Origin of the sequence: Thermomonospora echinospora, assembly GCF_900108175.1 — a bacterium.
Taxonomy (GTDB): domain Bacteria; phylum Actinomycetota; class Actinomycetes; order Streptosporangiales; family Streptosporangiaceae; genus Thermomonospora; species Thermomonospora echinospora.
Genome location: NZ_FNVO01000004.1, coordinates 153,553 through 175,661, shown reverse-complemented (window position 1 = coordinate 175,661; position 22,109 = coordinate 153,553). Strand labels below are relative to the sequence as shown.

At 70.8% G+C, this 22,109-nt stretch carries 17 protein-coding genes and 1 tRNA gene; 6 read left to right on the top strand and 12 right to left on the bottom strand.

All coding sequences use genetic code 11. The annotated features are described in order from the left end of the window. Positions 1–13 precede the first annotated feature (13 nt). Both tmk and topA read right to left on the bottom strand, forming a co-directional pair. Positions 14–2,035, bottom strand: coding sequence for a dTMP kinase (tmk, locus tag C4U03_RS10995; protein WP_103937635.1), 2,022 nt, complete (start codon positions 2,033–2,035; stop codon positions 14–16). 64 nt (positions 2,036–2,099) lie between these two features. Further along, entirely contained in the window at positions 2,100–4,892 is a 2,793-nt protein-coding gene (topA, locus tag C4U03_RS10990) for a type I DNA topoisomerase (protein ID WP_103937634.1), read from the bottom strand. A 268-nt stretch (positions 4,893–5,160) separates the two neighbouring features. Between topA and C4U03_RS10985 the strand changes: the two genes are divergently transcribed. Continuing rightward, on the top strand, positions 5,161–5,346 hold the full coding sequence (locus C4U03_RS10985) for a DUF5703 family protein (protein WP_103937633.1): 186 nt from the start codon (positions 5,161–5,163) through the stop codon (positions 5,344–5,346). 208 nt (positions 5,347–5,554) lie between these two features. Here C4U03_RS10985 and C4U03_RS10980 read toward each other — a convergent pair whose 3' ends face one another. The 3 genes from C4U03_RS10980 to C4U03_RS10970 form a co-directional block, all read right to left on the bottom strand. Further along, on the bottom strand, positions 5,555–6,907 hold the full coding sequence (locus C4U03_RS10980; RefSeq protein ID WP_103937632.1) for a hypothetical protein: 1,353 nt from the start codon (positions 6,905–6,907) through the stop codon (positions 5,555–5,557). Positions 6,908–7,253: 346 nt separating this feature from the next. Next, complete coding sequence (locus C4U03_RS10975) at positions 7,254–7,955, bottom strand: hypothetical protein (protein WP_146087336.1); 702 nt, start codon at positions 7,953–7,955, stop codon at positions 7,254–7,256. Positions 7,956–8,143: 188 nt separating this feature from the next. After that, positions 8,144–9,454, bottom strand: a complete 1,311-nt coding sequence (locus C4U03_RS10970) for a M20/M25/M40 family metallo-hydrolase (protein WP_103937973.1) — start codon at positions 9,452–9,454, stop codon at positions 8,144–8,146. A gap of 121 nt (positions 9,455–9,575) precedes the next feature. On the opposite strand from C4U03_RS10970, the gene C4U03_RS10965 reads away from it, so the two are divergent. Then, positions 9,576–9,661: transfer RNA gene (locus C4U03_RS10965), tRNA-Leu, on the top strand. Here C4U03_RS10965 and C4U03_RS10960 read toward each other — a convergent pair. From C4U03_RS10960 to C4U03_RS10940, 6 genes are all read right to left on the bottom strand, one after another. Next, entirely contained in the window at positions 9,643–11,334 is a 1,692-nt protein-coding gene (locus C4U03_RS10960) for a recombinase family protein (protein ID WP_103937630.1), read from the bottom strand. The genes C4U03_RS10965 and C4U03_RS10960 overlap by 19 nt on opposite strands. Positions 11,335–11,336: 2 nt before the next feature. Further along, entirely contained in the window at positions 11,337–11,774 is a 438-nt protein-coding gene (locus C4U03_RS10955; RefSeq protein ID WP_103937629.1) for a hypothetical protein, read from the bottom strand. Continuing rightward, positions 11,741–11,920, bottom strand: coding sequence for a hypothetical protein (locus C4U03_RS41745; protein ID WP_146087335.1), 180 nt, complete (start codon positions 11,918–11,920; stop codon positions 11,741–11,743). Before C4U03_RS41745 ends, C4U03_RS10955 begins: the two co-directional genes overlap by 34 nt. Positions 11,921–12,311: 391 nt before the next feature. Next, on the bottom strand, positions 12,312–13,205 hold the full coding sequence (locus tag C4U03_RS10950) for a TRM11 family SAM-dependent methyltransferase (protein WP_103937628.1): 894 nt from the start codon (positions 13,203–13,205) through the stop codon (positions 12,312–12,314). After that, on the bottom strand, positions 13,202–14,122 hold the full coding sequence (locus C4U03_RS10945; protein ID WP_146087334.1) for a hypothetical protein: 921 nt from the start codon (positions 14,120–14,122) through the stop codon (positions 13,202–13,204). Before C4U03_RS10945 ends, C4U03_RS10950 begins: the two co-directional genes overlap by 4 nt. Before the next feature lie 210 nt (positions 14,123–14,332). After that, positions 14,333–15,733: a hypothetical protein gene (locus C4U03_RS10940; RefSeq protein ID WP_103937626.1), complete on the bottom strand. Its 1,401-nt coding sequence runs from the start codon at positions 15,731–15,733 to the stop codon at positions 14,333–14,335. A 198-nt stretch (positions 15,734–15,931) separates the two neighbouring features. Between C4U03_RS10940 and C4U03_RS10935 the strand changes: the two genes are divergently transcribed. From C4U03_RS10935 to C4U03_RS10920, 4 genes are all read left to right on the top strand, one after another. Then, the gene (locus C4U03_RS10935) at positions 15,932–16,378 is read left to right on the top strand and encodes a glycine-rich domain-containing protein (protein WP_103937625.1); all 447 of its coding nucleotides are present in this window, start codon (positions 15,932–15,934) and stop codon (positions 16,376–16,378) included. 85 nt (positions 16,379–16,463) lie between these two features. Then, the gene (locus C4U03_RS10930; RefSeq protein ID WP_103937624.1) at positions 16,464–17,273 is read left to right on the top strand and encodes an aminoglycoside phosphotransferase; all 810 of its coding nucleotides are present in this window, start codon (positions 16,464–16,466) and stop codon (positions 17,271–17,273) included. After that, positions 17,270–17,647 (top strand): hypothetical protein, encoded by a 378-nt coding sequence (locus C4U03_RS10925; protein ID WP_103937623.1) that lies wholly within the window; start codon positions 17,270–17,272, stop codon positions 17,645–17,647. Before C4U03_RS10930 ends, C4U03_RS10925 begins: the two co-directional genes overlap by 4 nt. Positions 17,648–17,870: 223 nt before the next feature. Then, positions 17,871–18,170, top strand: coding sequence for an NIPSNAP family protein (locus C4U03_RS10920; RefSeq protein WP_103937622.1), 300 nt, complete (start codon positions 17,871–17,873; stop codon positions 18,168–18,170). Here the strand turns inward: C4U03_RS10920 and C4U03_RS10915 are convergent, their stop codons facing one another. Then, the gene (locus C4U03_RS10915; protein ID WP_103937621.1) at positions 18,171–21,713 is read right to left on the bottom strand and encodes an NACHT and WD repeat domain-containing protein; all 3,543 of its coding nucleotides are present in this window, start codon (positions 21,711–21,713) and stop codon (positions 18,171–18,173) included. Positions 21,714–22,109: the final 396 nt, after the last annotated feature.

Below are 22,109 nucleotides of genomic sequence, written 5' to 3'. Positions count from 1 at the left end.
GGCTAGGGCGTCCTCAGTCCGCGATGGCCGGGAACGTGCTGGTGATGTCCTCGGTTCCGGCGGGAACGGGGTCGGGCAGGATCTCGCGGACGCGGTCGCGGATCAGCCGGGTGATCTCCTCCTGCGGCAGGCCGGCGTCCACCACCAGGTAGTGGTCCGGGTCGGCCTCGGCCAGCTTGCGGAAGCCGCGGCGCACCCGCTCGTGGAAGTCCATCGGCTGGGACTCCATCCGGTCGGCCGGGGAGGCGAACCGGCCGAAGCCGGTCTGCGGGGAGACGTCCAACAACACCGTCAGGTCGGGCCGCAGCTCCCCGGTGGCCCAGCGGTTCACCTCGGCGATCTCCTCGGGCGGGAGCTGCCGCCCGTACCCCTGGTAGGCCAGTGAGGAGTCCACGTACCGGTCGGTGACCACGATCGCGCCGCGGTCCAGCGCGGGCGCGATCACGTTGGCCACGTGGTCGGCGCGGTCGGCCGCGTACAGCAGGGTCTCGGCCCGCGGCGACAGGCCGGTGGTCTCCTTGTCCAGCAGGATGGCGCGCAGCCGCATGCCGACCTTGGTGGCGCCCGGCTCGTTGGTGGTCACCACGTCGTAGCCGTGGTCGCGCAGCCAGATCGCCGTCAGCCGCGCCTGCGTGGTCTTGCCCGCGCCCTCGCCGCCCTCGAAGGCGATGAAGACGCCCCGGTAGCGGTCGGCCTGCGGGTCGGCGCCGGGCGGGACATACGGGACGCCGCGCAGCGCCGCCGACAGCTCCCCGGCCAGCGGCACGCCGCGCCGGTCGTCCAACTGCCGGTAGGCGACCAGGCCGGTCAGCAGCGTCACCAGCGCGACCGCCAGCAGCACGGCGTTGGTGCCGTCGAAGGAGTAGGCCGACCCCCCGGCCGGCTCGAAGCGGTGCCGCCCGATCGCGCCGGCCAGTACCGGGGCGACGACCAGGGCCACCAGCAGGACCACCCGCACCAGCGACTGCAGGAACGTCTGCGCGGGCCCGCGCGCCTCCTCCTCGGCCTCGGCGTGGACGACGGTGCGCGCGGTGGCCCAGGCGACCCCGGCGATCCAGCCCAGCACGGCGGTCAGCACGACCAGCACCACCAGATTGTGGATCAGCGCCGCGGCGGCGGTCACCAGCCCGGCCGGCACCGTCGCCAGGCCCAGCAGCCGGCGGCGGCTGAAGTCGCCCAGCATCCGCGGCCCCTGGAACAGCCCGCAGGCCAGGCCGGCGAACGCGGCGCACACCAGCGTCCCGAACCCGGCGTCGCCGCCGTGCAGAGTGGCCACGTAGATCTTCGCCACGCCCAGCACCGCGCCGCCCGCCGCGAACACCCCGGCCAGCGCGACGGCGAGCCCGCGCCGGGCCGGGAAGGCGCCCGCCGCACGACCGCCGGCGGACGCGGGCGCGTCCGCCGGCCTGCCGGGGACGGCGCCCAGGGCGAAGACCGCGGCCCCCGACACCAGGAAGATCGCGGCGTTGACGTACAGCGGCAGGTCGGCGCGGGCGTCCCCGCTGAGGACCGCCCGGGCCAGCAGCGCCAGCAGCGCGAACAGCGCGGCGGCGCCCAGGGCGCTGCCATGGGCCGTCCGCACGGCCAGCCGGTGCGCGTCGGCCGCCCGGTCCGGCGACGCCAGGTCACCGATCGCGGCCGTGGCGGACGCCCGCCACAGCACCGCCAGGCACCCGGTGACGAACGCCGCCGGCAGCAGCCACTCCAGCCGCCCCACCAGCGGGACCGACAGCAGCACCGCGAACCGCAGCGCGTCGGCGGCGACCATGGCCGTCCGCCGGTCCAGCCGCTCCACCAGGGCCGCCGCCGCGCCGGCCGGCAGCGCCGTGGGCAGCGCCCGCAGGAACAGCACGGCGCCGACCGCGTAGGACTGCAGGGCGAACCCCTCGTCCGAGGTGACCGCCCAGGCCAGGGCGGTCAGCGCGAGAAAGCTCAGCCAGTCGCCGAGACTGGACAGCGACAGCGCCGTCCACATCCGTCGCAGCGGTCCGATCGACAGCACACCCGGCTGCGCGGCCACGCCCGTTCTGGTCATGTTGGTCAGCGTATCGACGTGACCGTCCCTTCGGGAGCAGACCGCGGCAGGCCGCCCGGCCGGTTCAGGTCCCGGACTTGGCGGAGGTCTTCTTCGCCGGGGCCTTCTTGGCGGTCGTGGCCTTCTTCTTGGCCGGCGCCCGCCGGGCGGGGGCCTTCTTTCCGCCGCCGGCGGCCACCTTCTCGCGCCGTTCGGCCAGCAGCTCGGCAGCCCGCTGGATGGTGATCGACTCGACCTCGTCGCCCTTGCGGAGGCTGGCGTTGGTCTCCCCGTCGGTGACGTACGGGCCGAACCGGCCCTCCTTGACCACCACCGGCTTGCCGCTGGCCGGGTCGGCGCCCAACTCGCGCAGCGGCGGCGCCGCCGCGGCCCGGCCCCGGCCGCGCTGCTTAGGCTGCGCGAACAGTGCCTGGGCCTGCTCCAGGGTGATGGTGAACAGCTCCTCCTCCGAGCCCAGCGAGCGGCTGTCGGAGCCCTTCTTGACGTACGGGCCGAACCGGCCGTTCTGCGCGATCACCGGCTCGCCGTCCAGCTCGCCGAGCGTGCGCGGCAGCGCCAGCAGCTTCAGCGCGTCGTCCAGAGTGACGGTGTCCAGGCTCATCGACTTGAACAGCGAGGCGGTGCGCGGCTTGGGCGCGCCCTTCTTGCGACGCCCGGACGCGGTGGTGGTCAGTTCCTCCGGCAGGATCTCGGTCACGTACGGGCCGAACCGGCCCGACTTGGCCACGATCGGGTGCCCGGTGGCCGGGTCGCGGCCCAGCTCGCGGTCGCCGCTGGGCTGGGCGAACAGCTCCTCGGCCTTCTCCGGGGTGAGCTCGTCGGGCGCCAGGTCCTCGGGGATGTTGACCCGTTCCTCGGTGCCGTCCGGCCCGGTGCGGATCAGGTACGGCCCGTACCGGCCGACCCGCGCGGTGATGTCGCTGCCGGCGATCGGGAATGAGCTGACCCCGATGGCGTCGATCTCGCCGAGATCGGTGACCAGGTCCTTGAGCCCGATCTCGCCGTCGCCGTGCCCGTCGCCGTGCCCGCCGCCGTCGCCGAAGTAGAAACGGCGCAGCCACGGCACCCGCTCGGCCTCGCCCCGGGCGATCAGGTCGAGGCTGTCCTCCATCCGGGCGGTGAAGTCGTAGTCGACCAGGTGGCCGAAGTGCTTCTCCAGCAGGTTGACCACGGCGAACGCCAGGAAGGACGGCACCAGCGCGGTGCCCTTCTTGAACACGTACCCGCGGTCGAGGATCGTTCCCAGGATCGAGGCGTAGGTGGAGGGCCGGCCGATCTCCCGCTCCTCCAACTCCTTGACCAGGGTGGCCTCGGTGTAGCGGGCGGGCGGGCGGGTGCTGTGCCCCTGCGCCTCCAGCCGCTCGGCGGTCAGCGGGTCGTCCTCGCTCAGCGCCGGCAGCCGCCGCTCACTGTCGTCGGCGTCGGTCTCCGGGTCGTCGGCGCCCTCCACGTAGGCCTTCAGGAAGCCGTAGAAGGTGATCGTCTTGCCGGTCGCGCCGAACTCGGCCTCCTCGCCGGCCGTGGAGGTGCCGACCACGCGCACCGACACCGACTGGCCGGCCGCGTCCTTCATCTGGGACGCGATCGTCCGCTTCCAGATCAGCTCGTACAGCCGGAACTGGTCGCCGGTCAGCCCGGTCTCGGCGGGGGTGCGGAAGGTGTCCCCGGCGGGCCGGATCGCCTCGTGCGCCTCCTGGGCGTTCTTGACCTTCTTGGCGTACGTGCGCGGCTTGTCGGCGACGTACTGCGCCCCGTACAGCGCGGTGGCCTGGGCGCGGGCGGCGGCGATGGCGGTCTCCGACAGGTTGATGCTGTCGGTACGCATGTAGGTGATGAAGCCGTTCTCGTACAGCTTCTGCGCCACCTGCATCGAGTACTTGGCGGAGAAGCCCAGCTTGCGGCTGGCCTCCTGCTGCATGGTGGTGGTGCGGAACGGGGCGTACGGCTTGCGGGTGTAGGGCTTGCGCTCGACGGACTTGACCGCGTACGGGCGGCCGGCCAGCCGCGCCGCCAGGCCGCGCGCCGCCTCCTCGTCCAGGTGCAGCAGGTCGGCGGACTTCAGCTCGCCCCGGGCGGAGAAGTCACGGCCCTGGGCGACCCTCCTGCCGTCCACCCCGACCAGATGCGCGGTGAACGAGCGGGGGCCGTCCTCGGCGGTGCCGGCCGTGGCGAAGTCGGCCTCGATGTCCCAGTAGTGGGCGGAGACGAACGCGATCCGCTCCCGCTCGCGCTCGACGACCAGGCGGGTGGCGACGGACTGCACCCGGCCGGCCGACAGGCCCTGCATGATCTTGCGCCACAGCACCGGGCTGACCTCGAACCCGTACAGCCGGTCCAGGATGCGCCGGGTCTCCTGCGCGTCCACCAGCTTCAGGTCCAGGTCGCGCGGGTTGGCGGCGGCGTTGCGGATCGCCTCGGGGGTGATCTCGTTGAACACCATCCGGTGCACCGGGACCTTGGGGTTGAGCACCTCGCGCAGGTGCCAGGCGATCGCCTCGCCCTCCCGGTCCTCGTCGGTGGCCAGGTAGAGCTCGTCGGCCTCCTTCAGCGCCCGGCGGAGCTTGGCGACCTGGCTCTTCTTGTCCGGGGTGATCTCGTAGTACGGCTCGAAGTCGCGTTCGACGTTCACGCCGAGCTTGGCCCAGGGCTCGTTCTTGATCTTCTCGGGCATCTCGGCGGGCCGCGGGATGTCGCGGATGTGGCCGATACTGGACTCCACCACGTATCCGCTGCCCAGATATCCGGCGATCGTCTTCGCCTTGGCGGGCGACTCGACGATCACCAGGCGGGTGCCCGTGCCGCCGGACGCCGCGGCCCGGCCGCGGCCACGCTGTGCTGTGCCGTTCTTGGCTGGCACGATCGCTCCAACCCTCGCTGTCTTCGTCCGTCATGTACGGCGGATGCCCGGATGCCTGCTACCAGAACCCGGCCGTCCTCCGGGGGACAACAGGAAGGACTCCGCAACCCTTCCATCGCGTCGGCATCCCCGTGAGTTCCCTGCGCCGCGAACCCCCGACAGGATGACACGTCCCCACCGGCGTCGCAGACCTGGACCGCCAAGGATTCCCCGCGAACCGCCCGCGGACCCTCCCCACCCGGCGTTCACCGGGCCATAATGGAACGTAATGGCGGAGTACACCTACCTCGTCCTGAAGCTGCCCCGCGGTACCAGCCGTGACGCGGCCCGGCAGCTCATGACCGAGCACGCCGAGTACGGCGGGTGGGAGCTCCACCGTCTGCGCCTCTACCCTGACGGTAGCCGCCGAATCCAGCTCCGCCGCAAGATCATCCGTCAGGTCCGCACGCTGTGAGCCGGGCCCACCCGCCCCGATCTGCGGGTTTCGCCCGGGTGGCGGCATTGGACGTTGGTGAAGTCACATGAGGTGATTTGACCTCGGCACTACAGGAGCCTTGCCCGCCCCGGTCCGCGCCCCCGGGACGGGCAAGGCCGTTCACGGACCCGCCCGGCCCACCGGCGAACGTCCACCGGCGGACCGAACGGCCCAGACCTCGTGGCGGCTAGGCGCGACCCACCGGCTTCGCCATGGACCCGTCCGGCAGCCGGACACCGTCCGTCCCGCCGGCGCCGGAACCAGCACGCTCATCCACCCCACCGGCCCCCAAGGCCACCAGCCCGGAAACACCCTCGGCCACCTGACCGGCCCTCTCCAGCACCCGGCCCGCCGCACCCGGCACCCGGCCCGGAACGCCCTCGGCCGCCTCGGCCACCTGACCGACCTCCTCCAGCACCCGGTCCGCCGCACCCGGCACCTGACCGGGAACGTTCTGGGCCGCCTCGATCGCCTGCCCAGCGGTCTCCCGTACCTGACCGGCGGAACCGGACAGCTCACCGGCGGGCTCGAGCACCCGGCTGGGGGCGTTCTGGGTGGCCTCGGCCGTCTGGCCCGTCGTCCTGAGCGGGTGGGTGGTGATCTCCGGGACTCCGCCGGACAGCCGGTCGGCGGAGATCTGGTACTCGGGCTCGCCGATGCCGCCGTTGATCGGCGGCTTCGGCAGCTCCGGCAGGCCGGGCAGCGACAGCCGGGGCGTCCCCGCCGTGGTGACCTGGACCGGCGTCCGCGGGAAGAGCAGCCGGTGCGCGGTCGTGCCCGGCTGCGACAGAGCCGGGTCGATCCGGTCCGCACCCTTGAGCGGCGTGTCCGGACGCGCCGGAAGCCGGATCAGGGCCGAGGACGGCAGGGCCGGCAGGACGTCCGGCCGCACCGGCAGGTGGCCGGTCGGCGGGAGGACGACGGGGCCGAGGTGCGAGTCACCGCCGGACTGCACCGTCTGCGGCATCGAGCCCATGTGCTCGGGGGCCCGTCCCGCGGAGTGCGGGCCCTTGGGCTTCGGGCCGACCCGCAGCCCGCCGGTCAGGTTCCCGGGCAGCTCGGGGGCCTCCACCCCCGGCAGGATCTCCAGGCCCTCGACGTCGAGGATCTCCAACTCCTCCACGTCGATGATCGCGGGCGTCTCGGGGATCCGGATCTCACTCGGGTGCCCGGGAACGTTCGGAATCCGCAGGCCGTCCGGTCCGGCAGGGAGCTCGGGCACGTCCAGGACGTCCTGCGAGTCCTTGGCGGCCTGCGGGAGGGTGGGCGTCGCGGCGTGCGGCGCCGGGGTCGCGGGCCTCGGCAGCGCGGGCAGCTCGTTCCTGGTCAGGGAGCCGGCGCCGTGGGCCTCGCCGACCGAGACGCTGTGGTCGCCGACCTCGACGGTGGCGGAGACCGGGGGGACGTTCCGGTCTCCGATGATCAGGTGCAGGTCGGTGTCGGCGTGCGCGGCGTCGGGGAACACGGTGCCGGCACCGAAGGCGGCAAAGCCCGCGGTGAGCATGACGGCACGAGCACTGACCTTGACCCAGGTACGCATGGTCGCTCCATTCCACAAGGGGATCGATGAGATGAACTGAGGGAACGAGACCCTCGAGCCGGCCCGTCCGCGCCGCGGCCTGCCGTTTCCGCCGGACCGCGGGCCGTCCCGCCGCGACCGCCGGAGCCCGCGGGTCACCGGGTCACGGACTGGTCCGCGACCGGGGAACGCCACCACCGGGAACGTCACGGGCATGGACCGCCCGGCCCGCACGTCGTCGGGCACAGGTCGCCAAGCCGCAAGGAGCTGATCGGCCCGTCTCGAGGGGCGACGCGCCACAGCCGGAGGGCGGCGCGTCCCGGCCCCGCTCATCGCCGAGCGGGGAGCCGGAGATCAGGCAGGGAGATCAGTCAGGCGCGAAGAACGGCTCGTCCACGGCCGTTCGCACCACGGGCGCGTCCACGCCCGGACGGGAGAAGGGCACCGGCGCAGGCCGTTCCGCCTGGACGGCCTGGCCGAGATAACCGCCCAGCGGCCCGCCGACGCCCGCGGAAGCGGACTCGGCGGCCGGGGGCAGCCAGTCGCCGCCCATCGGCGGGTGGTCCTCGTCGGTCAGGCCACGGCTCGTCCGGTCCTCATCCGCGCGAGGGCCGCCATCGGTGAGCGTCCCGGTCCCCAGGGTCGTGCCCGGCCCGGAGAAGCCGATGCGCGCGGTGTCGTCGGCGCCGGTGTCCCGGTCGTGCTCGCGGCGCGGGGACTCATCGCCGGGATCGGCCGGCACCGTCCGCCCGGACGGGCCGGGCTCCGTCCGTTCCCGCCCGCCGGGAGGATCCACGACCTCCGGCAGGCGTTCGGACAGCAGATCGCCGATCCGCCCCAGGACGCGGGGGTCCGGCAGCGCCGGACCGCCCTCCGCCGTCCGCGGCCTGTCCGGCAGCCCGGACGGCGGAGCGGCGGGGAACACGCGTTTCACGGCGGCGGGCTTGCGGACCTCGCCGCTGAAGGCCGAGCACGGCGACGAGACGTCCGCGTGGGCGGTCCCGGCGAGGCCGCCGAGCAGCCAGCCGGTGACGACCAGGCCGCCGAGAACGAGCAGCCTGCGAATCATCGGATGAGCGGCCACGACACGAAGCGATCGGACGGAAACCGTCCGTACCCGTGCCAGGCCGTGCGTCACAGACCCTCCTCGCCTGATGATTCCGAGAGGAGCGGACCCGGTCCGCTCCTACGCATGGTGACCGTACCACCACGGACTGCTCGGATCACAGCCTTCCCGGCAATGTTCTTCGGAGTTCCCTAGGCGCGGTCCAGGAAGCGATCCAGGACCCGCACACCGAAGCGCAGGCCGTCCACCGGAACCCGCTCGTCCACCCCGTGGAACATTCCGGAGAAGTCCAGCTCCGGCGGCAGCCGCAGCGGCGCGAAACCGAAGCACCGCATTCCCAGCCGGGCGAACGCCTTGGCGTCGGTGCCGCCCGACAGGCAGTAAGGCACCGGCAGCGCCCCCGGGTCCTCCGAGGTCAACGCCGCCTCCATGGCCGCCACCAGCGCACCCTCGTACTCGGTCTCGATCGCGTGGTCGTGGTGGACGAACTCCCGGGTGACGTCCGGCCCGAGAAGCTCATCCACGGTCGCGAAGAACTCCTCCTCATACCCCGGCAGGAATCTCCCGTCCACCTGAGCGGACGCCTCCTGCGGAATGACGTTCACCTTGTATCCGGCGTCCAGCCTGGTCGGATTGAGCGTGTTGCGAAGGGTCGCCCCGATCATCCGGGCCAGCGGCCCGATCTCGGCGAGGCACTTCTCCGGATGGTCCGGATCAAACTCCACCCCGTACGCCAGGCACGCCCGCTCCAGGAACGCCCGCACCGTCTTGGTCAGCCGCAGCGGGAACTCGTGCGACCCGAGCCGCGCCACCGCCGCCGCCACCGCGGTGACCGCGTTGTCGGGATGCACCATCGACCCGTGCCCGGCCGTCCCGCGCGCGGTCAGCCGCATCCAGCCGATGCCCTTCTCGGCCGTCTCGATCAGGTACATCCGCCGGTCCCCCGGCACGGTCAGGCTGAACCCGCCGACCTCGCCGACCGCCTCCGTGCACCCCTCGAACAGCTCCGGATGCTCGTCCACCAGCCACTGGGCGCCCCACCTGCCCCCGGCCTCCTCGTCGGCCAGGAACGCCACCACCACGTCCCGCGGCGGCCGGCGCCCCTCCCGTAGCCGTTCCCGGACGACCGCCAGGATCATGGCGTCCATGTCCTTCATGTCGACCGCGCCCCGGCCCCACACGCACCCGTCGGCGATCTCCCCGCCGAACGGGTCGCGCGTCCAGTCCTCGGCCCGCGCCGGCACCACGTCCAGATGCCCGTGCAGCAGCAGCGCGTCCCGCCCCGGATCCTCTCCCTCGATCCTGGCGATCACGCTGGTCCGCCCGGGGTGCGACTCCAGCACCACCGGCTCCAGCCCCACCTCGGCCAACTTCCCGGCCACATACTCGGCCGCCACCCGCTCCCCGGGCCCGGAGTGATCCCCTGGGTTGCTCGTGTCGATCCGGATCAGCTCCTGGCAGAGGCCGACGACCTCATCCTCAGCACCGCGCCGCCCATCCATCACTTCCACCTCCACGCCGTCACCTCCCACCCCGTCCATCGTGCCCCGCGATCGACTTCGCCGCGAGTCAGGACCTTTGGTATCGTTGGCACGCGCCGCGCGCTGATGCGTGCGTACGCAGGTCCGGGTGGCGGAATAGGCAGACGCGCTAGCTTGAGGTGCTAGTGCCCTTCACGGGGCATGGGGGTTCAAGTCCCCCCTCGGACACGCACTGTTACCCCATGGCAGGGATCATGAGGGGTCAGTTGATCCGGGTCGATTCTGGTTTCGACCCGGATTTCCTGTTTCCGGGGCTCGTAGGTGAGCCGGATGCCGAGCTGGCGGTAGACGTCCTGGCGGTCCTGGGGTTCGGCGTCTTGTAGGGCTTGGACGAGGCCGCCGCAGGCGGTGATCAGTGCGTCGATCTGTTCGGGTGTCAGGGCGGGTTGCCGGTCGGTGGGTGTGTGGGCCTGGGATTCGGCGATCTTGAGTTCGGTGTTGGTCTCGGCGATCCACTGGGCGATGGTGGCCGGGTCGGCGCCCGCTTCGAGCGCGGCGCGGTGCCGGGCGAGCTTGGCGTGGCATTCGGCGATCTTCGCCTTGGCTCGTAGGGCTGTGTCGTCCATCTGGGGCGCTGTCTGGGTGTCGGCGATGAGTTCCTTGAGGCGGTGCGGGGTGAAGGTCTTGCCCAGCCAGGTGTCCAGGAGCGCGGTCACCTCGCGTTCGCGGACGAAGATGTTGCGGGGGTGGTGGACCTTGTTGGCCAGGGCGTACTGCTCGGGGTAGCGGCAGCGGAAGTAGATGTACTCGCGGTAGGTGTGGGCCTGCATCTTGCGGTTGCACAACCCGCAGTACAGCAGCCCGCGTAGTGCGTAGGAGCGCTTGGTGCGCTCGCGGGCCTTGGTGCCGCCGGTCTGGTTGCGGCGGGCTGTGAGTCTCTGCCGGACAAGGTTGAAGGTGGCATCGTCGACGATCGGCGGGTGGACGACCTGCTCGGAGAAGATCCAGGTGTCCTGGTCGTTCCACCGCAGCTTGGTGGTGTGCCCCATGGCGACGTCATCGACGTCGATGAGGACCTCGTCTTTTCGCTGCTTGTTCCATACCTGGCGGCCGGTGTAGCGGGGATTGGTCACGATCGCGCGTACCGCGCTCTTGCACCAGGCGGCTCCTTCCCGGTGGCGGTTGCGCGCCCGGTCGTGCGCCGATGGGCAAGGGATGTTGTCTCGGGTGAGCCCTTCGGCTATCGCGAACAGCCCCTTTTCGATGCCGCCGTCGAGGCCGAGGAACTCGCAGAAGATCCTGCGCACCACCGGAGCCGCAACCGGGTCCAGTTCCAGCTTGCGCAGGCGTTTTCCGTCGGCGGCCTTGGCGGGGTTGGGGTGGGGTCCGGCGTCTGCGAGCCGGTAGCCGTAGGGTGGACGTCCGCCCAGGTAGCGGCCTTCGGTGGCGGTGATGGCGGCCATGGCGGAACGGACGCGGATCTTGATCCGGTTGCGTTCGCCCTTGGACAGGCCACCGAACACGCCCATGATCATGTCGTGGGCCTCGTTGGCCGGGTCGATCGGCCCGCCGACCTCGGGCACCCACAGCGGCACGCCGAAGTGTTCGAACAGCGGGAAGGTCAGCGAGTACTGGTTGCCGTAGAAGGCCCGGTGCGGCTCCCCGATCACCACCGCATCGAACTCCCGCCCCGGGTTCTTGAGCTGCTCGATGAGCGCGGAGGCGTGCGGACGCCGCGCCCACGGGATCGAGCGCGACTTGTCGACATCGAAGAACTCGGCCACGATCTGCCCGCCCCGGCTTTCGATGAGGGCGTGGGCGCGGCGCAGCTGCCAGGCGCGGGAGGCTTCGGGGTCCTGGTTGTCTTCGGTGGACACCCGGCCGTAGAACGCGAACCGCATGCTCACTTCTCCCCTGCCTGCTCGTCGTCGACTGCTGAGCCGATCACGGGTCCGTGGGTGCCTCCGAGTCGTTGGGGTGGCTCGAAGACGGGCATCCACAAGGGGATGCGAAAGAGCGGGAAGTCGGGGTCGAACAGGGCGTGGGCCTCCTTGTGCGACAGCCCGAACACCACCGCGTGGAAGGTGTGCTCCCTCCGCGTGAGCATGTCGATCAACTCGCATGCCTGCGCGCAGTCCGACCAGTGGATCGATGGTGAGGTGTCGATGTCGAAGAACACGGCCGCGATGTCTGCGCCGCAGGGCTTGAGCAGCGTCCAGGCCCTGCCGAGCTGCCGTGGGTAGGAGGGGCCGTTGAACGCCTGCCGTCCGTAGAACGCGAACCGCGTCCTCGACGGCTTGGACCCCTTCAGTTGTTCTTCGGCGGGTGGCTTGTGTTGCATGATTCGATCCCTTGCTCGTCGTGTGGTCGTGATGCCTGAGCAGTGGCCTTGAGCAGGATCCGCAGCAGCATCCCGGCCGCACCCGGGGTGAGCCGTGGCGGCTCGTCCGGCGTGACCAGGCGCAGCTTCCTGCCCTGGCCGGTCACCGCTCCCCCGCAGGACAGGCGGTGCCCGGCCACCGTCCGGCCGACCGATCCCGTTCCGGGACCGGGACACCCGACCGGCGGCCCCCATATGCACGCTCGACTCGGCGTCCAAGGTCCAGTCCACGCACTTGACGGACCTGCGGCGGTGGCACGGTGACGGGCGGGGCGATGAGCTGAGGCCGGCCGGCGGGGGTGGTCAGGTGCCAGGAGGTCCCGCAGCGGTAGGCGCGCAGCCTGGTCCCGGGTGCGGCGATGCGTGCTGCCCGGCGTGCTTCGCGGCGGGACAGGTAGCGGGCCCGGCCGCATCTGCCGCACGTCCCGAGCTGAAGCCAGGCCAGCAGTTCCGTAGTCCTGTCTCCGCCGGTCCGCCGCGCCTGGCGGTGCTGGGGCGTCATCGCCCGCCTCCCGACACGTCGCGGGCCCGTTGGAAGATGAGGAGGTCTTCGTGTGCGGTGACGCAGGCGGGCATTCCTCGCTCGCGTACCCGGTGGGTTTCGAGCATCTGGAAGAACGAGGCCCTGGTGACCAGCCCGCCATCCCGCAGCCCGCACAGCAGCGCGGCGAAGCGGTCGGTCAGAACGAGCCCCGCCCGCCCGGCGGTCTCGATCACACGGCCGGGAAGGTCGACCAACTCGCCCTTGACGCGGATCGGGCGAACCGTGACGGCCAGCACACCGCCCGGTCGTAGGAGTTCGGCGCTGCCGCCCAGGATGCGGCCGACCCCGTGCAAGAGGTCGTCGATGCCTTGGTGGGCGAGGTTGCCGCGGTCGTGGGAGTAGCGGTGATCCTGCTTGAGGAGCTTTCCGCCGCCGTTGTCGCGGCCCGAGCGCACATGGCCGTGAGTGTGAGAGCCGTACGGCGGTGAGGTCAGCACCAGCGCCACGCGCCCACACAGCCCCGACAGGGTGGTGGTGACGGTGTGGGCGTCCCCGCACACGACCTCTGCCGCCCCGGTCGCGCCTTGCCCTTGAGCATGGCGGACGTTGTCGGCGGCCATCCGCGCGAAGTCGCGTTCGTACTCCATGCCCGCGGCGTTGCGGCCGAGGTGGATGGCTTCGACCAGGGTGGTGCCGATCCCGCACATCGGGTCGAGCACGTGGTCCCCGGGCCTGGTGTAGGCGGAGATCACCTGGGCGGCGATGGCGGGCAGCATCTTGCCCGGATGCCGCATCGACTCCGCCAGATACCGGCCCCGGCGCTGCAGGCGAGAGGGCTGCTGTCCGGTCACCAGGACCGAGGCCAGCGTCTCGTCCCGGTGTCCGGTGGTCTGGTCGTTGGCAGTCACCGGTCACCGTCCCGACCCACAGGGAAGGGTTTGGTGAACAAGCACACGTCCGCGTGCACCTTGGCCACCGGCGGCAACGCCCTGGACCGGACATCCCGCAGTTCGGCAAGGCCACGCGGTTCGGCCTGGACGACGAGCGTGTCCCCTTCGACGGGTACTCGGACCGCGATGATGTGCTGGACGTAGCGGAACCGCAGCCCGGCCGCCTCACGGATGATGCGCGGCGCGGCGTCCACGAGCCGTCCGTGCTCGTGGCGGGCGGTGGTGATGACGGCCAGACGCCCACCCGGCCGCAGCACCTGCCAGGCCGCCGCCATGAACGACCGGAAACGCTCCTGGCTGTTCATCCAGAACCCGGTCCGGCACACCGGGCACCGGTGGTCCCCGGCAGAAGCCCTGCGCGTTTGACCGTCGTGCCGGTACGGCGGTGGCGCTGCGATGACCAGCTCTACCTGGCCGAGATGGTCGGCCAGCCCACGGGCCATCTGGTCGGGACGGCACGGCCGCATCGCGGCCAGGGCCGCCACTTCGTGAGGCAGGGCGGCATCAAGACGGGCACGGATACGCCGGGCGAGCGGGAAGTCCGGCACGCAGGCCACCGCCCGCCGGCCAAGCCCAGCAGCAGCCGCAAGCGTCGCCTCGCTCGTGGTGTAAGCCTCGGCGACCAGATCACCCTCCCGCGTGCAGGCCGTGATCAGATGCCGGGCCAGCTGATGGCCCACGGTCCGCCGGTGCAGCGGGCAGTACTCGCCCTCTGCGCTGCCGCCACCGTGACTCTGGCCGCTCGTCTTGGCCGTGGCGCTGGTGTCCGAGCACAGCCACACGGTCAACGGCAGCAGCCGTCGCACCTTGGTTCCGGAGCCTGGACTGTGCCGGTCGGCGCCGGAGGCTTCCGGAGTGGAAGGTGTGTCGTTCATTTGCTGGATGACCCATGACGGTCACCTGGTCCCCATGCACCTATGAAGAACCGCCGAGCACGCCGTCTTGGCGGCAGTCCCGGTAAAGGCTCCGCAAGCCGGTGAACGAGTGGCCTTTGATCAGGCCGTGCCCGCAGGGGCGGGCTCCTACGCGCTCACGGGGGGTGAACTAAGCGCCGAGCGCATCCGTTCTCAGCAGGTCGCCGATGCCTATCGAGCAGGCGACATGAGGGGACGTGCTCGGTCGATGAATTCCCGTACCTCGGGTGAGCGTCGGTGTGGGGTCAGGTGGTCGACGAGATGGGAGAGGTGGCCGAGGCAGCGGGCGGAGTCGACTTCGCCGGTCAGGGTGTCGAGGGCCTGGTGGGCTTGGGCGAGTCCGGCGTCGAGGTTGGGGTGTTCCTGCTGCACGTAGCTGGTGGCGAGGAGGACCCGGCGCAGGGCTCCTTCGCGGGAGTAGCCGGCGCCCTGGAGTCGTAGCCCGCTGCGGAGGTGGGCGCGGGCGCGGCTGTGGTCGCCGAGGCGTAGGTAGCAGTAACCGGCTTGGGCGTGGGCGTGGGCTTCGTCCATCCAGTACGCCCAATCGGGGTGGCCTGTTGAGGCCGGGGCGCCTGTGAGGGTGTCGAAGGCGGTGTCGATGGCGCGGCGGGTATCGGTGGCCGCATGGTCGTTGGCGTAGGCCTCGGCCTTGCGCAGCTCCAGGATGGCGGAGACCTTGGGGCTGGCACCCGGGTATCCGGTGCGGGCGGTCTCAGCGAGGGTGATCGCTTCGCGGATCTGTCCGATGTCTTTCGCCTGACAGGACCAGAATCCGAGGATGTTGGCGCCGAGTGCGCGGTCACCGGCGGTGTGGGCGGCGTGCAGGGCGGTGACCCAGTATCGCTGGGCGCGGGCGTGCAGCCCGGAGTCGAAGCAGATGAATCCGGCCAGCCTGAGCAGTTCGGCGGCGGTGGCGTGGAGTCGGCGGCCGACGGTGTCGCTGTAGCGGCGCTCGTCGAGCAGGCCGGTGACGTACCGCAGGTGTTGGTGGACCAGGGTGAGCAGCTGCCCGCCGCCGAGTTGGTCGTCCATGCGGCGCAGGTGACCGGCGATCTGGTCGAGGCGGTCGGCGACCTCCAGTGGCACCGGCGCGCCGGAGGCCCGGCCGGTGTCGCCGACCTGGCGGGCGATGAGCCACTCGTGTGCCGGTGAGGTGGCTGCGGCCCCCAGCAGCATCAGGAACAGGCGCCGATCCATGGGGCCAGCGTCGGTGACGGTGCGCAGCCCGCGCAAGGTTCCAGATGTAGTCCAGGGGACCTGGAGCCCTGTGATCGCCGACACGCACTGCAGATCGTCCTCCGGCCAGCCCAGTTCGGCAGTGGTGACCGGGCGTTGGAGGGCATCGCTGAGCAGGGCTGCGGTCAGTGCCCGCCACGGTGAGCGTGGTGTCTCTCCGCGTACCCATTTGTAGGGCGTCTTGGGGTGGAGCCGCTCGGGGCGTCCCTGCGCTTGGGCGAACGCGTTGAGACCGCGTGCCAGCCGGTCCCCGTTCCAGCCCACCAGGGCCATCAGCTGCGCGAGCGGTGTGCGTGGCTGGAAGGTCGAGTCGGCCATCCGGTTCTCCGTGGTCATCGCCCACGCAACGGTGTGGTGGTCCCCTTTCGCGCACGGTAACGCGCCTCGCCAAGGGTCGTCAGGCGGTCGCACCGCCTCGCACCAACCGCACCGTACGGCACTGACCGCACCGCGGCCCGGGGGCGCTGCCTGGGGTCTCCTGGGTGGCGAAGGCGTTCAAGCTCAGGCCACATCCGAGACCGAGGAGGAGCAGGCATGACTGTGATGGCAGAGCGCCCCGCGAAGGCGGCCGGCGCAAAGGATCCCAGGGAGCTGGTCGACCCGAAGGTGTTCGACAAGCTCGTCGGCTACGTCATGGAGCACGAGTCCGTCACCCGCCCGTACGCCGAGGGCGTGATCGGCCAGACCCTGGTCTTCCTGAAGGCCGTCGTCGACAACCCCCACGTCAGGCTCGCCATGGACGAGACGGTGGACCCGGGCTGGCACGCGTTCATCCTGCACTCGGCCGAGTACACCGAGTTCTGTGACCGGCTGGCCGGAAAGTACCTGCACCACGTCCCGCCCCCGCCCGGCGCCGCCATGGACGACGACGCGGTGGCTCGTACGCTCCCGGCGCTCCGCGCCACCGGGTACCGGGTGCAGGAGGAGTTCTGGGTCAACCGCAGCCCGTGCTGCCCGCCCAACCCGTGCATCGCCGGCTGACGGACATCGGCTGACGGACATCGACTCAAGGACACGGCCCCGACCTGCCCACGGGCGGTCATGATCCGCTGGCAGGCTCTCCGGCATGGAACGAGTGGAGTGGGAGAGCCTGCCACCGGCGGTCCGGGACGCGGTCCAAGAACACATCGGCGCCGTGGTGAAGATCGAACCCATCCCTGAAGGCAAGAACTCCGCCCTCGTCGCGGTCGCGCACACCAGCACCGACCGTGTCTTCCTCAAGGGCGCCCGAGCCTGCGAGCCGGCCAAGGCCGCCCAGCTCGAACGGGAAGCGGCCATCAACCCCTACGTCACCGCCATCGCACCGGCCCTGGCGTTCGAGGCCGCAGAAGACGGCTGGCACCTGCTCGGGTTCGAGTACGTCTGTGGCCACCGCGCCGACTACGCCCCAGGCTCACCGGACCTGCCGAAGGTCCTGGAGACGCTGGATGCCCTCGACCGGCTCCCCTGCCCGCAGGGCGGCGTCCAGTTGCCCTGGTTCGAGGCCCGCCTGTCCAACTACGCCCCACCGCAGCACCTGCGCCACTTCACCGGCCGGGCACTGCTCCATACCGACCTCACTCCCGGCAACATGCGCGTCACCCCGCAGGGCGCCATGCTCGTGGACTGGGCAACCGCCAGCCGCGGAGCCGACTGGGTGAACCCCGCCGACCTGGTGCTGTGCCTCATCGCCTGCGGCCACACCCCACGAGACGCCGAGGCCGCCGTCACCGACGTGACCTCCTGGCGCAACGCCGACCCCGAGGCCATCAATGCCTACGCCCGCACCACGGCCGCCACCTGGCTGGAGCTGTACTTCACCGCCACCCACCCCTGGGCACGGGCGGCCGTCAAGGCCGCCCAGCAATGGGCGATGCACCGCTGGGAGACCTCATGACCGCCTGTCACTGGCACGGCTTCTCCAACCGGATGCCGGCCGCCGACACCACCAAGTACTCCTTCACGATCTTCGAGAACCTGCCTGCAGGCTGGCCGCCCCGCGTCGTACGCGACTGGCTGCGCCACCCACCCTCGGTGGTGAAATGCCACGCCGACACCCCCGAAGAAGCCGTAGCGTGGCTACGCCGCGAATACGAGGACAGCGAAAACCCACTCGACTCCGTCGCCCACGCCACCCCCAAGCAGGAACGCTTCACCCGCGCCCTGATCTCGTTACGCGGTGGCGATGACCTCTGCTGGGGCTTTTGGATCGGCACCCACACCTACCTGACCCTCGCCCTCATCGGCATGGACCAATGCCCCAACCCCTGACCCCACCAACACAGCAGGCACCGGTGACATCGATACGGGCCGATCCGTTCGCGACGTTCCGTCTACTCCAGACGGTCTCGTCCGGACGTCTTCGTCATCAAGGTCCTCCGCCTGTGCAGCTTCCGAACGGACCTGCGCTGTGCCGCATACTCTCGGTTCTCGCGAGGATCGGTGATCGTTTCCCTGTACCGCAGTCGGCCTCGCTGGGAGCAAGGAGCGCGGAATGGCCAGAACGACCCAGTTGCGCGTCTACACGGTGCGTGAGGGGCTGCTGGACGAGTGGGCCGACAAGTGGCGGGAGCTGATCGTTCCGTTGCGGCTGGAGTTCGGCTTCGAGATCCATGGGGCTTGGCTGGACCGGGAGAAGAACCAGTTCGTCTGGGTGCTGTCGTATGCGGGCCCGGAGGGCTTCGCCGAACGTAACGCCCAGTACTGGGCGTCGCCCAAGCGTGAGCAGATGGAACTTGATCCCAAGGACTACCTGCTGGAGACCGAGAAAAGGGAGGTGGACTCCGTGCTGTGATCAGGGGCTCGGGGGCAGCAGGTGGCTGCGGCGTTCATCCTCGGTGAGCGAGCGGAAGACGCGGTTGCGGGCGGTGGCCTGCAGGCGGGCGAAGTCGGGATCGGCCGGCCAGATCCTGGCGGTGCCGTCGAAGGAGGCGGTGAGCAGCCGCCGCCCGTCTGAAGACCATGCCACCGAGGTCACCTTGTCCTGGTGAACGCCGGCCACGACGATCTCTTCCCGGGTGATGGCGTCCCAGACGCGTACGGTCCGGTCGTCGGAACCGGTGGCGATCCGGGAGCCGTCCGGCGACCAGGCGACCGCGCGCACCCGACCCTCATGACCACGCAGAACGCCGACCTGCCGACCGGTTGCGGTCTCCCAGATGCGGGCGGTCCAGTCGGCCGAGCCGGTGACGACATGTCGCTCGTCGGGTGACCAGGACACGTCGTCGACCCAGTTCTCGTGGCCGCGCAGCGTCGTCAGCTGCTCCCCGGCGCTGATGTCCCAGATCCGGCAGGTCCGGTCGTCGGAGGTGGTGGCGATCATGCGTCCACTGGGTGACCAGGTGGCGCTGACCACCCAGTCCTGGTGGCCGGTCAGTGCGGCGAGCCGAGTGCCGTTGTCGGCGTCCCAGATCCGTACGGTGTGGTCGTGGCCGCCGGTGACGATGCGGGAGCCGTCCGGTGACCAGGTGACGGCCTCGACGGCCGAGCCTTCGTGGTCGAGCACGACGCCGCGGGAATCGCTCCAGACTCGGGCGGTCCCGTCCTGGGAGCCGGTGGCCACCCGCGAGCCGTCGGGTGACCAGGCGACCGTCCATATCCGGTCCGAGTGCCCGCCGAGGGTGGAGATCGCCTCTCCGATGGCGGCGTCCCACAGCCGGATCGTCCGGTCGTCGGAGACGGTGGCCACGCGCCGGTCGTCGGGTGACCATGCGGCCTGGTTGATCTGCTGGCCGTGTCCGGCGAGCAGGGCCGTTTCGGCGCCTCGGGGTCGTACGTCCCAGATCCGCGCGGTGCCGTCCTCGGATCCGGTGGCGATGCGGGAGCCGTCCGGTGACCAGGTGACTCCCCAGACGGTGTCGTCGTGGCCGCGGAGCACGGCGAGCGGTTCGGCGTCCTGGGCGTCGAAGATCCGGGCTGTTCGGTCGGTGGACACCGAGGCGATGCGATGTCCGTCTGGGGACCAGGCGACGTTCCACACCTGGTCGGCGTGACCTCGGATGAGCAGCCGTTGCCGACCGGTGCCGGCATCCCAGATCCGGATGGTGTGGTCTCCGGAGGACGAGGCGAGGCTCTGCCCGTCCGGGGACCAGGCGAGCCCTTCGACGAGGTCGGTGTGGCCTTCCAGGACCATGGCGGGTGTGCCGGTCTCCCTGTCCCACACGATCACCGTCCGGTCGTGGGAGGCGGTGGCCAACCTCCCGCCGGGTGACCAGCCGATGCCGAGCACGTTGTCCCGATGGCCTCGCAGGGCATGCCGCAGTTCGCCGGTGGCCGCGTCCCACACTCGTACGACCAGATCACGTGAGGCACCGGCGATCAGTCGTCCGTCAGGTGACCAGGCGACTCCGCGGACGACATCGGACGCGCCGGTCAGCGCCCTCACCTGTGCGCCGGTGATGGCATCCCACAGTCGGATCGTGTGGTCGCGGGAGGCGGTGGCGACCTGGGCGGAATCCGGTGACCGGGCGACCATCTCCACCATCGCCCCGTGTCCGGACAGCACCTGCTCGCAGTGCCCGGAGGCGGCGTCGAAGATCCGTGCCGTGCCGTCCCGGGAAGCGGTGGCGATCCGGGTGCCGTCCGGTGACCAGGCGAGATTGCGGACGGTGTCGGTGTGGCCGGTCAGCACCGTCCGCAGGTGGCTGAACGACAGGGCCGCCATCAAGGCGCGCTGGGCGGCGGGGGTGGTGGCGCATTCGCCGAGTGCGGCCAGTGACAGCAGGATCGACAGCTCCGGGTATCGCTCGGCGTTGGCGAGTACGTACCGGCCGATGCCCTCCGACACCCGGCGCAGGAATGCCAGGTCCCGGCGCAAAGAGACGTCGACCAGTTCGCGGACCGGTTCGGAGGCCTGGCCGCTCTCCTCCAGCGCGGCGAGCCATCGCTGAGCGAGGGTCAGCCGTTCTCCGGTGAGCAGGTAGTCGTCGCTGCGGCCGGACCGCTGCCAGTCGGTCGCCCACCGCTCCAGTTCGGCACGCTGGCGTAGTTGCTCGGCCCGCGTCTCGACCTCCTGGCGGAGGGGAGGCCACTGCCGGAACAGCGCCTCATGCGCTACATGGGCGTACGGCTGCCCGTTGTCGGCGTCGGTGACCAGCAGCCTCGCATCGACGAACGCGTCCACCACACGACGTTCACCGGCCGACAGATCCGCCAGCGGGACCCGGCGGCGGGTGGCCTCCTGGCCCTCCACCGTGACGAACTTCAGCAGAACGGCGAAGACGGCGTCGGCATCTCCCTCATCCCGCAGTTCGGTCATCACCTGGTCGGCCTGGCGCGACAGCGCACCGGCGACCCCGCCCAACGCGCGGTAGCGCTCCAGGGTGACCGTGGCTCCCGGACCGGCGGCGAAGTACAGCTCTTGGAGCAGGTAGGCCAGCAGCGGCAGTGCGTCACTGGTTCCGGCGTCATCGACGATGGTCTCGACCAGGCCGGGGGCGAACGCCATGCCCACCAGTTCCCCCGGCTGCCGGACCGCCTGCAGCAGTTGAGGTCGGCCGATCGCCCCGATCGCCACCGGACTTTGGAACAGCTCGGCCTGCGCCGTCTCCAGCAGGTCCCGAAGGAACTCGATGCGGACGGTGCCGACTACCCACAGCCGGGAGTCCTGGGCGACGGCTTGGGAGAGAGCTTCCAGAAACGCGGCGCGGTCCCGTTCGCCGGCCAGGGTCAGCAGTTCCTCAAGCTGGTCGATGACCAGCAGCATCCGCCTGAACCGGTGTCCTTGCCGGTGGCGCACCTCCCTGAGCAGCGCGGGCAGCGCCTGCGGTGATCTGCGCAGCCGCCGCAGGATCGCAGCCTCGTCCTGAGCGCCGTCGACCTGGGCGAGAACATGGGCCAGGGCACCGAACGGGTTGGTGCCCGGAGTCAGCACAGGCAGCACCGTCCAGCGCCGTTCCCGCAGCCTCGGGATCACCCCGGCCTGCACCAGTGACGACTTCCCGCTCCCCGAGGCACCGACCAAGGCGACGAACCGATCCACGGGCCGGGCCGGTGGCTCCTGCAGCCTCCGCACCAACTCGGCGATCTGGGCCTCACGGCCGAAGAACACCGCCGACTCGTCCTCGGTGAATGCGTCCAACCCGGGATAGGGAGTGCGGGAGCGATCCCAGGACCGCCGGGGAGGTGCCGGGCTCTCCAGCCGGTACACCACCACATGCCCGGCGATCAGAACGACGATCAGCACCGCGATGCCGGGCACCGCGACCTTCTGCAACAGCTCGAGGTAGAGCGGGGTGTCCTCGGCGTTGGTCGCGTAGTTGGTGACGATTCCCAGCAGGCTGGCCACCAACACCAGCAGGACCTGCAGTAACAGCCCCAGATGCCGACGACGCCTCATGCGGTCTCGCCGACACGGAGCCAGGGCATCCCGACCGTCTCCCGACCACGTTGGACGACAACGACCCGCGCACGGCGGAGCCGCACGCCGCGCTCGGACAGCGGCCTCATCATGTCCGCTGAACACCCGGCCGACAAGACCACGGACCGGAAGAGGACAGTGCCCTTCGGCTTACCCGGCCATGAACGCCTGTATCGGCCGCCCACTGCCAACCGGCCAGAGCCGGTCCAGCGACGTGCTTCCGTACGAGCCACGGAGATCTTTACGAAGGAATCCCGTACCCGGCGAACGGCGAGGTCGCGGCCGATCTCGGCAGCCATCCCGGCTTTACCATCCGCACCTTTCGGCGGGCTGCTCTTTAGATTTTCGCAGGTCAAAGCCATTATGAGCAGATTT

Excerpts from the sequence above, each read along its gene's own strand:
- tmk (WP_103937635.1), bottom strand. The coding sequence starts at position 2,035 with ATGACCAGAACGGGCGTGGCCGCGCAGCCGGGTGTGCTGTCGATCGGA.
- C4U03_RS10985 (WP_103937633.1), top strand. The coding sequence starts at position 5,161 with ATGGCGGAGTACACCTACCTCGTCCTGAAGCTGCCCCGCGGTACCAGC.
- C4U03_RS10980 (WP_103937632.1), bottom strand. The coding sequence starts at position 6,907 with ATGCGTACCTGGGTCAAGGTCAGTGCTCGTGCCGTCATGCTCACCGCG.
- C4U03_RS10975 (WP_146087336.1), bottom strand. The coding sequence starts at position 7,955 with ATGATTCGCAGGCTGCTCGTTCTCGGCGGCCTGGTCGTCACCGGCTGG.
- C4U03_RS10970 (WP_103937973.1), bottom strand. The coding sequence starts at position 9,454 with ATGGATGGGCGGCGCGGTGCTGAGGATGAGGTCGTCGGCCTCTGCCAG.
- C4U03_RS10960 (WP_103937630.1), bottom strand. The coding sequence starts at position 11,334 with ATGCGGTTCGCGTTCTACGGCCGGGTGTCCACCGAAGACAACCAGGAC.
- C4U03_RS10955 (WP_103937629.1), bottom strand. The coding sequence starts at position 11,774 with ATGCAACACAAGCCACCCGCCGAAGAACAACTGAAGGGGTCCAAGCCG.
- C4U03_RS10945 (WP_146087334.1), bottom strand. The coding sequence starts at position 14,122 with ATGAACGACACACCTTCCACTCCGGAAGCCTCCGGCGCCGACCGGCAC.
- C4U03_RS10940 (WP_103937626.1), bottom strand. The coding sequence starts at position 15,733 with ATGACCACGGAGAACCGGATGGCCGACTCGACCTTCCAGCCACGCACA.
- C4U03_RS10935 (WP_103937625.1), top strand. The coding sequence starts at position 15,932 with ATGACTGTGATGGCAGAGCGCCCCGCGAAGGCGGCCGGCGCAAAGGAT.
- C4U03_RS10930 (WP_103937624.1), top strand. The coding sequence starts at position 16,464 with ATGGAACGAGTGGAGTGGGAGAGCCTGCCACCGGCGGTCCGGGACGCG.
- C4U03_RS10925 (WP_103937623.1), top strand. The coding sequence starts at position 17,270 with ATGACCGCCTGTCACTGGCACGGCTTCTCCAACCGGATGCCGGCCGCC.
- C4U03_RS10920 (WP_103937622.1), top strand. The coding sequence starts at position 17,871 with ATGGCCAGAACGACCCAGTTGCGCGTCTACACGGTGCGTGAGGGGCTG.
- C4U03_RS10915 (WP_103937621.1), bottom strand. The coding sequence starts at position 21,713 with ATGAGGCGTCGTCGGCATCTGGGGCTGTTACTGCAGGTCCTGCTGGTG.